The sequence below is a fragment of the Insolitispirillum peregrinum genome, from assembly GCF_900156605.1.
Lineage (GTDB): Bacteria > Pseudomonadota > Alphaproteobacteria > Rhodospirillales > Rhodospirillaceae > Insolitispirillum > Insolitispirillum peregrinum.
Genome location: NZ_FTOA01000006.1, coordinates 203980 through 215882 on the forward strand (window position 1 = coordinate 203980; position 11903 = coordinate 215882).

General features: G+C 66.3%; 7 protein-coding genes. 2 read left to right on the forward strand and 5 right to left on the reverse strand.

Annotated elements, in window-relative coordinates:
- Nucleotides 1-16: 16 nt before the first annotated feature.
- The 5 genes from fhuF to BW995_RS16450 are packed head-to-tail and all read right to left on the reverse strand — an operon-like array spanning nucleotide 17 to nucleotide 9134.
- Nucleotides 17-769 (reverse strand): siderophore-iron reductase FhuF, encoded by a 753-nt coding sequence (fhuF, locus tag BW995_RS16430; RefSeq protein WP_076401492.1) that lies wholly within the window; start codon nucleotides 767-769, stop codon nucleotides 17-19.
- A complete protein-coding gene (fhuB, locus tag BW995_RS16435) occupies nucleotides 769-2763 on the reverse strand; it encodes a Fe(3+)-hydroxamate ABC transporter permease FhuB (protein WP_076401493.1) in 1995 nt (664 codons plus the stop codon). Before fhuB ends, fhuF begins: the two co-directional genes overlap by 1 nt.
- Nucleotides 2763-3686, reverse strand: a complete 924-nt coding sequence (locus BW995_RS16440; RefSeq protein WP_076401494.1) for an ABC transporter substrate-binding protein — start codon at nucleotides 3684-3686, stop codon at nucleotides 2763-2765. The genes fhuB and BW995_RS16440 overlap by 1 nt, the downstream gene beginning before the upstream one ends.
- Complete coding sequence (locus BW995_RS16445; protein WP_076401495.1) at nucleotides 3686-5005, reverse strand: lysine N(6)-hydroxylase/L-ornithine N(5)-oxygenase family protein; 1320 nt, start codon at nucleotides 5003-5005, stop codon at nucleotides 3686-3688. The genes BW995_RS16440 and BW995_RS16445 overlap by 1 nt, the downstream gene beginning before the upstream one ends.
- A 16-nt stretch (nucleotides 5006-5021) precedes the next feature.
- Entirely contained in the window at nucleotides 5022-9134 is a 4113-nt protein-coding gene (locus BW995_RS16450; protein ID WP_076401496.1) for a non-ribosomal peptide synthetase, read from the reverse strand.
- 282 nt (nucleotides 9135-9416) lie between these two features.
- Here BW995_RS16450 and BW995_RS16455 point away from each other — a divergent pair, with 282 nt between their 5' ends.
- Together BW995_RS16455 and BW995_RS16460 are read left to right on the forward strand one after the other, a co-directional pair.
- Nucleotides 9417-10490 (forward strand): GNAT family N-acetyltransferase, encoded by a 1074-nt coding sequence (locus BW995_RS16455; RefSeq protein WP_076401497.1) that lies wholly within the window; start codon nucleotides 9417-9419, stop codon nucleotides 10488-10490.
- An 18-nt stretch (nucleotides 10491-10508) separates the two neighbouring features.
- On the forward strand, nucleotides 10509-11900 hold the full coding sequence (locus BW995_RS16460; RefSeq protein WP_076401498.1) for an MATE family efflux transporter: 1392 nt from the start codon (nucleotides 10509-10511) through the stop codon (nucleotides 11898-11900).
- Nucleotides 11901-11903: the final 3 nt, after the last annotated feature.

Here is an 11903-nt window from a genome sequence, read left to right on the forward strand (position 1 = left end):
CTGGAAGGGGAAAGTGTCAAGGGCGGGACGGCGGTAACGGGCACGACGGACAGAGGGTTTCACCGGGCAGCAGGTAACTCAGGCAACAGACCTTGCGCTGCTGGCTGCCATCGGGGCGCGGACGCAGGCAGCCGTGCACCGGGTTGGCGCTGCCGTCGTACAGGGTGGGGGAGGCCAGCATCACCGCGCGGGCGGCATCGACGGCGGCGGCCACCCGCCGTTTGTGCTGGCGGTGCAGTTCATCCAGGCTCCAGCAGACCAGTGCTGCGACATTGCCCCACAGCACCCGCGGGGAAACGCCGCTCCACTCGGCCAGTCCTTGATGCAGTGGGGCAAAATGATCGACCATCAGCTCTTGCCAGCGTTCGGCCAGCGAGCGGCGTGGAGACGCGGCGGCAGACAGGAACAGCAACCGTTGGGGACTGGCGTCTTCGGCCAGCGCCAGCCGCAGGACCGGCGCGGCCAGCCGCAGGTCGCCCTGCCAGTCGCACAAGGCCAACGCGGTGAGCAGCGACGGCAGGGTGATGCAGCCGTACAGGTGCGACCAGCGCGCGGCAATCGCCCGCCGGTCGGTGCCTTCACCAAAGCGGGCCTCAAAGGGGGCCAGCAGGTCGGGCACCAGCAACGGCTCGCGCAGAAAGGCCGGGGTGATCCACCGCCAGCAGGCCGTTTCTTCCTGCCGGGCTGGCAAATGGAAATCGACCGTCTGGCACGAGGCGAGGACGCCGGTCATCCAGTCTGATGGAGGGATGGGGCGGGCAAGGATCATCAGCGTTTCCGGGTCAACAGCCACATCACCAGCGGCGCCCCGAACAGGGTGGCCATCAATCCGGCGGGAAGCTGAAAGGGAAACAGCACCATCCGCCCGGCCCAGTCGGCGGCCAGCATCAACAGGCCACCGCTGAGGATCGCCCCGGCCATCTGGCTGGGGACGGTGTGCAGGCCCAGCATGCGGGCCAGATGCGGCGCCATCAGACCAATGAAGCTGAGCGGGCCGATCACCAGCGTGGCGGTGGCGGTCATGGCGGCGGTCATGATCAACAGCAGCAGGCGGGTCCGCCCCAGCGACAGACCCAGACTGCGGCTGGTGCCGTCGCCCAGTGGCAGGATGGTCAGCCAGCGACTGATCAACGGGGTCAGGCCCAGCAGGACCACCGCGATCCCGACGGTCAGCGTGGCCTGTGCGCCATCGACCCGATAGGTCGAGCCCATGGTCCAGTTGAGCAAAATCACCGCGCGTGGATCACCATTGGCGGTCAGCACGGCGGTCAGGGCGTCAAACAGGGCCCCCAGTGCGATCCCGGCCAACAGGATGCGATCGGGGGAAAAGGCACTGCGCCGCCCCAGCAGCAGGATCACCAGCAGCACCCCCAAAGCCCCGGCGGAGGCGGCCACCACATGGGTAAAACCAGCGGCAGAGGGCGCAATGTACAGCATGGAAATCATCCCGATCGCCGCGCCCGAGGTGATCCCCAACACTTCCGGGCTGGCCATGGGGTTGGCGGTCAGGCGTTGCAGGATCATCCCGGCGGCGGCCAGCATCCCGCCTGCGGCCAGCGCCGCCGCACTGCGCGGCAGTCGCCATGGCAACAGCGGTGTCAACTCGTGCAGGTCGCCAATCCACCGCCAGCCCTGCGGCCCGCGCCCCCAGCACAGGGCAACGATGGCTGCGGCCAACACCAGCATCGCCAGCAGGATCACCCGCCGCCACGGGGCGGCGCTGCGGATCACGCTGACGGTTCCCTGCCACAGCCCGCCGTGGGCCTTCATCTGCGGCAACAACAGCAGGATCAACGGCGCTCCGAACAGGGCGGTGATTGCGCCGGTGGGCAGGGGGTCACCCAGCAGGCGGTCAATCTGCTGCACGGTCTGGTCGGTCAGCCACAGCAGGGCCATTGCCAGCAACGGCGACCACAGCAACCGCTGGCGCAGGGTGCGCGCTCCGGCAAAGCTGGCCAGCGTCGGTCCGGCCAGTCCGATGAAGCCGAACAGGCCAATCGAACTGATCACGGCGGTGGACAGAAACACCGCCACTGCCAGCGCCGCCGCCCGCAGGGCAAACAGCGGCACGCCAAGGCTGCGGGCGGCCTCGTCGCCCAGTTCCAGCAGCACCAATGGCCGCAGCAGCAGCAGACAGGCCATCATTCCGGCGGCCAGCATCGGAGCCAACAGGCGGATGGCGCTCCAGTCGTTTTGCACCAGTGATCCGCTGCCCCACACAAACAGGCTGACCAGATACTGCTCGTTCATCAGGATCAGGGCACTGCCGAGCGCCCCGCAATAGAGGGTGACAATCATCCCGGCGAGGATCAGCGGCAACGGCTCCAGTTTTTGCCGCCACGCCAGCGCGAACACCAGCGCCACCGCGATCAGCCCGCCGCCAAAGGCCACCCACACCCGCCCGCCATCAAGCAGCGACGGCGCAAACAGGGTGGTCAGGGCCAGCGCCAACTGCGCCCCGCCCGCCGCACCGACCGTTTCCGGGGCGGCCATGCGGTTGCGCAGGACATGCTGGAACAGCGCCCCGGCCAGCCCCAGCGCCGCGCCACACAGCAGGGCAGCCAGCGAGCGGGGCAGCAGGCTGGCGCTGGCGATGATCTGCGGCAGGGTGTGCGGAGCCAGCAGGGCGGGCCATTCACGCATCGGCAGACGGTCGTTCAGTCCGTACACGGCCATCGCCAGCGCAGGCAGCAGCAGGAGAAGGAACAGGGCAGGCAACAGGGCGCGGGAGTCCCGACCCCGCAGGGAAAGGCTGGCGAGCATTATAGCGGGGCTCCGGTCAGGGTCAGGACCAGCAGGCGGGCAAAGCGGCCACTGGCGGGCAGGGTGCCGAACATCAGCACCGGGTCAATCAGCGCCACCCGCTGGGCACGGACAAACGGCAGGGCGTTCCACAGCGGATTGCGGGCCAGCGAGGCCTCAACCCCCGACGGCAGCGGGCGCAGCAGCAGCAAGCGGGCCTCGGGGGCGTCGGCCAGCTCGTCGTATCCGGCACTGGAAAAACCCCAGAAATTGGTCTCGGCCTGCCAGGCGTTGCTCAGGCCCAGCCGGTCGAACACATCCTGAAACAGGCTGTTGCGGGCATACAGCCAGACGTGCCGTTCATCGACCGAGGTGGCGATGTACAGCGGGCGGTGGGCCTCGGCTCCGGCGGCGTCCAGCCGCTGGCGGGCAGCGGTGAACAGGGCGTCGGTGTCGGCAATCAGTCGTTCAGCTTCACTCTGCCGGTCGGTCAGGCTGCCGAGATGGCGGGTGGCGGCGACAGCCCGCTCCAGCGGGTGGTTGCCATTGTCGCGCCCGCTGGCGTCTTCCTCGTAAATGGCGATGGTCTCGACCGGGGCAATCCGCTCCAGCAGCGGTTTCAACGGGTTCTGATAGGGGGTGGCAAGGATCAGGTCCGGTTTCAGTTGCTGAAGCTGTTCCAGATTGGGCTCAAAGCGCGAGCCGAGATCCACTACGCCCTCCGGCAGCGCCGGTTCGACCACCCAGCCACGATAGCCCGGCACATCGGCCACCGCCACCGGCACCACCCCCAGGGCGAGCAGGGTTTCGGTCAGCCCCCAGTCCAGCGAGACAATCCGCCGCGCTGGCTCTGCCGCCCACAGCGAAGACCCCGGTGCCAGCAGCAGACAGACTGCCAGCACCAGGGCATGGATCGCCCGGGGAACGAACACCCCGCAGGCCATTATTCCGCCGCTTCGGCGATCAGCGCCGCCGGAGTATCCCCGTCTTCGGTGCCCCAGCGCACCAGAGACGGCGGCAGTTCGAGGTCGAAATGCATCCGCCCGAGCAGGGAATTGACGATGGTCGCCCCGCGCCAGGCGGCGATGCTCATCTGCGGGTCGGCGATGCCGTGGCTGTGGCGGCTGGCGTTGACGGCGTAAATGCGGTTGCTGGCCGGGCCGTCCCAGATCACCGAATAGTCGGCGTTCAGGGCATAGCGGTCGGGGCCTTCGAACTGCATCCGTCCCTTCAGGCCGTCCAGACAGGCCGGGGTGCGGGTGGCATAGCCGGTGGCGAGCACGATCGCTTCGACGTGATAGGTGGCGAGCTGCTCGTCAAAGTGATTGCGCACGGTGAGGGCATAGCTGTTGCCCTGCCGTTCAATCGCCACCACCTCGCGGTTGGGCATCAGGCGCAGGTCGGCCTGACAGCCGTCAAGGTAGGTCAGTTCGTACAGGCGGCGATAGATCGCCAGCAGGGTGGAGGGCGAAGCGCCGTCCGAGGCCAGCTTTTGCTGGGCCAGCTTCAGGGTCTTCAGGGCGGCGGGCAGCGGGTGGAAACGGTCGCTGTATTCCGGGGTGAAGTATTCGTTGGTGAAGGCACTGGCATCCAGCGGCTCGAAATTCGGGCGGCGGCTGAACCACAGCACGCGGTCCTGATCGCCGACCGCGCCGTTGATCAGGTCGAGGAACACTTCACAGCCGCTCTGGCCGCCGCCGATGATTGCCACCTTTTTGCCGCGCAGGGCGTTCTTGCGGAACACGATCTCGCTGGCATGGAAACAGGTGTCGCTCAGCCACGGGGCGGCGCAATCGGGCACCGACGGGGTGGTGCCGACGCCGACCGACAGGCTGCGGGCCTGAACGTTGCTGCCATTGGCAAAGCGGACGGTAAAGCGGTCTTTGTCAAAGCTGACCTGTTCGGCCTCGTGCCCGAAATTCAGCGACGGCAGCGACGAGGCCACCCACTTGAAATAGGCGGCGGTTTCCTTGCGGTAAACGGCATCGAATTCACAGTTGAGGAATTTGTAGAACCGCTTGTGGCGGACCAGATAGGCCATGAAGGACCACGGGCTGGTCGGGTTGGCGGCGGTGACCAGATCCTTGAGGTAGGAATTCTGCAACTCGGCCCCCGGCAGCATCAGGCCGGGGTGCCAGTTAAAGGTCGGGCGGCGGTCGAAAAAAGCCGCCTTGACCTCGGGCAGGCTGTCGAGGTGGGCCGCAACGCTCATGTTGAACGGGCCGATGCCGATCCCGGCAAGATCAAGAACTGTGTCGGTCATGCTCTGAAGTCTCCAGTTATTCTGCGGCGTCGCGGCGCGCAAGGGACAGCTCGGCCACAACATCGTCAATGCGGCGGGCAAAACGGCTGTGAAAGGCCGTCATGCCGATGATGTGCAGGTGGGTGGTGCCGGCGATGATCTCGGCGGGCTGGGTCAGGCGGGAATGCTGACGCCAGTCAATCAGGTTCAGGCCACGATGCAGGGTGTCTTCGGCGGCAAAGGACTGGATGGGAACATCGTGCGGCAGCAACTGGTGCTGGCGGAACACCAGCGCGTTGTCGATCAGCACCCAGAAAATGTGCTCGGTGCTGCCAACCGCCGGGCCGTCCAGCGGCAGGTCGTATTCACTGTTCAGCACAAAGCTGAGGAACTGCTCATAGGCCAGCGCGTCCATCGACCCCAGCAGGGTTTCCCATTCGGCGCGCATTCTGGTTTTGCCCAGCCAGTCCTGCACGCGGGCATGGGTGGCGTCACGCTCGCCGGGGGCAAAGGACGGGATGGCGCCCAGCGCAAAGTCGGTGTCCATGTCGCAGACATCGACCATCCCGATCAGGCGGACATCGACCTTTCCGGCCAGCAGGCGGGCGGTTTCATAGGCCAGCAGGCCGCCCCACGACCAGCCAAGGAACACCACCGGCTGCCCGGCGCTGCGGCGCAGGATGTGGTCGGCATAGCGGGCGCTGATGTCGGCAATCGAGGCCTCCAGCTTGCCCTGTTCACACAGGGTGTAACAGACAAAGCCGGTGGCGGGCTGGTCCGGCCCCAGATAGTCAATCAGCTTCAGGTATTCGCGGGTGCTGACCAGCAGGCCGGGGAAGCAGTACAGCATCGGGCGTGGCGGAGCATCGGGGCGGGCTGCCCGCAGGGTGATCACTTCGCCCGCGCTGGCGTCGCCTCGCTCCAGAAAAGCCGCCAGATCGGCAATGGTGTGGTTGTTGAACAGATCGACAATCGCCACGCTGGCCTGTGGCAGATGGCGCTTGATGCGGGCGAGGATTTTCAGCCCGGCAATCGAATTGCCGCCAATCTGGAAATAGTCTTCGTGGATGCCGACCTCGGCCAGTCCCAGCACGTCGCGCCAGATTTCGCACAGCATCTGCTCCATGGCCGAGGTCGGCGGGTCGATCACCCGTTGCCCCAGCCCCGGCGCGGGCAGGGCCTTGCGGTCGAGCTTGCTGTTGGCGGTCAGCGGCAGGGCGGGCAGAACCATCACCACCGTCGGCACCATGTAGTCCGGCAAGGTGCGGGCGGCTTCGGTGCGCACCGCGTCGGGGTCGAGGCTCTGGCCTTCGGCGGCCACCACATAGGCGACCAGCATCGGAGCCGCTTGTCCGGCGTCGCTGTGCAGCACCACCACCGCTTCGCGTACCGCCGGCTGGCGCTTGATCACCGATTCAATTTCACCCAGTTCGATGCGGTAACCGCGCAGCTTGACCTGCTGGTCGGCGCGGCCAATGAAATCAATCATCCCGTCCGGCTGCCAGCGGGCGAGGTCGCCGGTCTTGTACAGGCGTTCGCCCCACCGCTGGCCGGGGAAGGGAATGCCGAGGCGGGCGCTGAACGGGTCGGGCACAAAGCGCTCAGAGGTCAGGTCGGGACGACCGACATAGCCGCGCGCCACGCCATCGCCGCCCAGATACAGCTCACCCACCACGCCGGGCGGCACCGGCTGGCCGTTGGCGTCAAGGATATAGGCCCGGCGCTGGCCGACCGGGCGGCCAATCGGCACATGCAGGCCGCTGAAGGTGGTTCCGGCGGCGACTTTCCACACCATCGGGGTCATGATGGTTTCGGTCGGACCATAGCCATTGATCAGGATGTCGGCGCGCAGGGCGCGGGTGATCATGGCAAAGGTTGATGGTGCCATTGCCTCGCCGCCAAAGGAATACAGGCGGGCGGGCGGCGGGGCGCCGGTCAGGTCGGCCCATTCGGCCAACTGGTGGACATAGCTGGTCGGCAGGCTGGCGTTGGTGACGCCGTGGCGATGCATCAGCTCGAGGGCTTCATCGGGGCCGAGCAACGGCTTGTGCGGCAGGACGATCGAGCCGCCCAGCATCAGCGGCACCATCCAGCGTTCGTGTCCGCCGTCCGAACTGAACGGCAACACCGGCAATTCGCGTGAGGTTTCGTCCATCTCGTAAACGGTGGCGGTGCTGTCGAGGTGGCGGGCCAGCGGGCCATGGTCCACCGCCACCCCCTTGGGGGCTCCGGTCGAGCCAGAGGTATAGATCACATAAGCCAGCTGGTTGTCGGCAATGCTGATCGCCGGGTCGCTGTCCGGGTGGTGGGACAGGTCGCTGTGGTCCAGCAGCAGCACCGACACCGCCGGGTCATGGCGCAGGGCCAGCGGGATGCGTTCGGCCCACGGGCTTTCGGTCAGGATCACCCGCACCCGTGCGTCTTGCAGGATGTGATGATTGCGGCTGTCCGGGTGGTCGGGGTCCACCGGCACAAAGGCGGCTCCGGCCTTCAGCACCGCCAGAATGCCGATGATGGCGGCAGGCGAGCGTTTCAGCAGCACCGCCACGCATTGCTCCGGCCCGACGCCCGCCGCAATCAAATGGTGGGCCAGCCGGTTGGCGGCGGTTTCCAGATCACCAAAGGTCCACTGCTGGTCGCCGCACAGGATCGCCACCCGTTCGGGGGCTCGGCGGGCAACGGCGCTGATCCGCTGATGCAGCGGGCGCTGATCGTGCGGGGCGCTGTCGGGGTAGGGGGCGGACAGGGTGGCCAGTTCGTCATCACTGAGCAACGGCACAAAGCCGATCTGCTGCTGTGGGTTATCGACAAACGCGGCCAGCAGGCGCAGCCAGTGCCCGGCGGCCTGGTACAGCAGGGCGGGGTCAACGCTGTCTTCGGCGGCATTGAACAGGACGGTGATGCCACCATCGGGGCGGTCAAGGCTGGTGACCACCAGCGCGGCATCGGCGCGGCTGTGGGCTCCGGCCAACTGGTCGAGGCCCAACAGGGTGACCTCCAGCCCGGCCGAGGCCAGCTTGTTGTGCGCGGCCATCCACGCCGGGGCAGGCTGGTGGCTGAACAGGGTTTGCAGGGCCGCACCGCTGGCGTCCGGCGCGTCCTGCCACACCTCTTGCGCCAGCCGCTCATAGGGCAGCGGATGGGCGCAGGCCTCGTCAAAGGCTGCCTGAACGGAGGTGGCGGCGTCGGCAAAGCTCATGGTGGCGGTCAGCGGGGCGACAACCGGGGCAATGTCTTCCAGCCGTCCGACCAGCCGGTGCAGGGCCGGGGTGGGGCGGTTGGGGTGAACCCGCCCCAGCACATGGCGATAGTGGCCGCTGTAGCGGGCCAGCAGCACATGCAGTGGTACCGACAGCAGGGTTGCCAGCGGCAGGCGACGCTGTCCGGCCAGTGTCCGCAGTTGCTGGGCGAGGGCCAGCGGCACGTGCACGATCGGGCACAGGCGGTCGCCGGTCGGGGCCTGTAACGGCATCACCCGTGGCGGCAGAGTGGCGGGTGGCAGCGCGTCATCCTGCAACAGCCCGCGCCAGTGCTCGCTGCTCTGGCGACAGGCTGCGCTTTGCAGTCCCTGACGTTCGGCGCGGGCGTGGGCGGTCGGGCTGGTGGCGGCGGCGGGCATCAGCGGCACCTGCCCGGCCAACGCCGACAGCAGGTCTTCGGCCAGAATGCCCAGCGATGTGCTGTCGGCAATCAGCGGATGCAGGGTCAGGCACAGGGTCAGCGCCTGCGGGCTGCGGACCAGGCGGACCCGCCACGGCAGGTCGGCGGGAAAGTGAAAGGCCCGGCTGTAATCGGCGCTGAGGGCCGCCCGTTCTGCCGCCTCGTTGTGAACCTCGCTGATGGTCAGTGGCACCGGCAGGCCCGGCAGCGTCTCGGCGGTGAATTCCTGCACATCAACCCGGCCACCGGGCAGAATCTCCAGACGGCTGCGCAGGGTGGCATGGCGGGCGACCAGCGTGCGCACCGCTTCGGTGATGGCGTTTTCCAGCCCGGCGGCGGCGGTCCGCTGCTGAAAGCGCAGCGCCAGCACCTGATCGCCCGGCAAGCGGTCATTGCCGGTTTGCACCAGCGCCCACAGGCGGCGCTGGCTGATGGTCAACGGGCCGGTCGCAACGGGTGTGGCAGAGGAAAGGAGGGCCGTATCCTGCATGGCTGCACCATTGTCATAAAAAGTGTGTCTTAGAGGATTTGCTCTTGATGAGCGTGTTGCGGCGCACGCAACGGCCTCTGTGGTGCTGACGGATGACGGCGAGGGAAATTTACGGGATTTGACGAAAAAATGTGGTTTAGATGCAATAAAAACTCAAATGAGAATGAATTTCTTTCCAGCCCGTCCGTCATTCGAACAAGGGCAGCCCGTTCGTGACCCCAGTTCGTGACGCATGAACCGGATGCCGACCTTTGACCGTGCCGTATTGCAGGATGAGCAACGATGACCTCTGAGCTGACTTCCCTTTCCCAGCATCCGTTTTTGACCTCCGTGACGGCAGGGCTGCCGGGGCAGGTGCGTGCCAGTGCTGACGGCACGCTGTTGACCGTCAGCCGGGCCGGAGCCCCCGACAGCCGTTTTTCCTGGACGGGCGGCGTCCTGCGCCCGCTGGATGGCATCCCGGATGCGGCGGACGTGCTGGCGGTGGCCGAAGCCGTTTATGCCACGCAGCCGGGCTTGCCGGTGCTGCGTGGCGAGGGGCCGCTGGGCCGTGCCCTGAGCGAAGCCGGGGTGGTGGTGGCGTCAGCGGATGGTCAAGGCTGGGAGATCCCGGCAGACCTGCTGTGGCAGCAGGCCGGGCCGTGGCTGTCGCCACGCGGGCAGGCGGCGGGCTGCTATCCGCTGTTGCACACCATGACCAACGGCAAGCGCCATCCGCTGCGCCGCCCGAAGATCGACGGCGTGCTGTATGAACGCTTCATTCCGTGGCTGAACGAAACCATTTCCTTCCGCCTGATCGATGTCGAGCAGGACGCCGAGCGGCTGAACCGCTGGATGAATGATCCTCGGGTGGCGGTGATCTGGGAAGAAACCGGTGATCTTGATGTTCACCGCGCCTATATCGAAACCAAACTGGCCGACCCGCACATGGTGCCGGTGATTGGCTGCTTTGATGGTCAGCCGTTCGGCTATTTTGAAGTCTATTGGGCGAAGGAAAACCGCATCGCCCCCTATTATGACGCCGAGGACTTTGATCGCGGCTGGCATGTGCTGGTCGGCGAGGATGCCTATCGCGGCAAGGCGCGGGTCAGTGCGTGGCTGCCATCGCTGATGCACTTCATGTTCCTTGATGACCCGCGCACCCAGCGCATTGTCGGCGAACCGGCGGCGTCGCATTCCCAGCAGATCCGCAATCTGGAGCGTTCAGGCTTTGCCAAGGTCAAGCAGTTCAGCTTTCCGCACAAGCGGGCGATGCTGGTGATGCTGCTGCGCGAACGGTTCTTTGGCGAACGTCTGTGGGCGCCGCAGGATGACAGCCTGCGGGCGGCGGCGGTGACGTCCGTTGCTGCCGAATAACCGGGTGGATGGCTGATCATGTCTCTTGCCTTTCGAGGAGCGGCCCGCAAGGGCCGTGTCCGTTTTGCCTCGCCGGTTGATCTCGATGACCCGCGTCTGCGGCGGCTGATTTTGCAACTGGCGATCCCGTCGGTGATCGGGCTGCTGGTCAATGCCTTGTATTATGCCGTTGATGCGGTGTTCGTCGGTCATCTGGGGACCGATGCACTGGCGGCGGTCAACATTGCCCTGCCGCTGTTTGCCTTGGTAGCGGCGCTGGGCGAGGGGCTGGGGGTCGGCGTGGCGGCGTCGGTCGGGCGGTTTCTGGGCGAAAAGCGCTGGGGCCGCGCCTGTCTGACCGCCAGCAACGGTCTGATGCTGGCGGCGGTGGTTGGTGCGGTGATGAGCTTGTTGTTGTGGCTGTTTCACCGCGAGGTGCTGGCGCTGATGGGCACCAGCCCCGAACTGATGTCACTGGCCTCGGCCTATACCGGCATCCTGGCGATCAGTTGCGTGATGACGCTGGTGCAAATCCTGTGCGATTTCATCGCCATCGCCGAGGGCAACACCCGCTTCAGCATGATCACCCTGCTGGGATCGTTCCTGCTGAACATGCTGCTCGATCCGCTGTTTATTTTTGCTTTTGGCTGGGGTGTCGAAGGCGCAGCATGGGCGACACTGGTCGCCAAGGCGGTGGCGCTGGCGGCGTACTGGGTTTACTTCCACCGTCATTGGGGGGTGGTGTTGCTGCGGCCCCGCCTGATGCGGCCGCGCTGGCCGATCCTGAAGCCGGTGGTGCAGGTCGGCATGCCCGCCACCCTCGGCAGCTTTTTGTCGGCGATTGCCTTTGCCCTGATGTACCGGCAGGCCGCCGTTCATGGTGGTGAGCAAGCGGTGGCGGGCATCGGTATCGCCGCCCGCCTGATGATGCTGGGCTATTTTGCGGTGATTGGCTTCTGTCTGGGGGCACAGGCGGTGATCAGCTACAGCTATGGGGCGCGCACCTATCCGCGCCTGCTGAGCGGTATCCGCTTCATGCTGCTGGTGACGACGGTGTTTTCAGTGCTCTATGCCGGGGTGATGCTGGCCTTTCCCCAGCCGCTGGTCGCCCTGTTCACCCCCGATGCGGCGGTGCAGGCGGTTGGCATCGAAGCGGTGCGGATGTTCCATCTGTGCTTTGCCATCACCGGGCTGGAATATGTCACCCTGATTTTGTTGCAGTCGATGGGACGGGCCACATTGTCGGCAGTGGTCGGGCTGGCGCCTCAGGGATATCTGCTGATCCCGGCCTTGCTGCTGTTGCCGCTGACGCTGGGGGTGGAAGGCGTGCTGTTCAGCCCGGCGCTGGCCTCGGGTCTGGGTGGGGTGCTGTCGTTGCTGATTTTCGGCTGGCAGATGATGCGCCTGCGGCGACGGGTGGTGGCGGGGTGAAGT

Bases quoted from the DNA above. Each gene is read 5' to 3' on its own strand.
- fhuB (WP_076401493.1), bottom strand. From the start codon at position 2,763: ATGCTCGCCAGCCTTTCCCTGCGGGGTCGGGACTCCCGCGCCCTGTTG.
- BW995_RS16455 (WP_076401497.1), top strand. From the start codon at position 9,417: ATGACCTCTGAGCTGACTTCCCTTTCCCAGCATCCGTTTTTGACCTCC.
- fhuF (WP_076401492.1), bottom strand. From the start codon at position 769: ATGATCCTTGCCCGCCCCATCCCTCCATCAGACTGGATGACCGGCGTC.
- BW995_RS16460 (WP_076401498.1), top strand. From the start codon at position 10,509: ATGTCTCTTGCCTTTCGAGGAGCGGCCCGCAAGGGCCGTGTCCGTTTT.
- BW995_RS16450 (WP_076401496.1), bottom strand. From the start codon at position 9,134: ATGCAGGATACGGCCCTCCTTTCCTCTGCCACACCCGTTGCGACCGGC.
- BW995_RS16445 (WP_076401495.1), bottom strand. From the start codon at position 5,005: ATGACCGACACAGTTCTTGATCTTGCCGGGATCGGCATCGGCCCGTTC.
- BW995_RS16440 (WP_076401494.1), bottom strand. From the start codon at position 3,686: ATGGCCTGCGGGGTGTTCGTTCCCCGGGCGATCCATGCCCTGGTGCTG.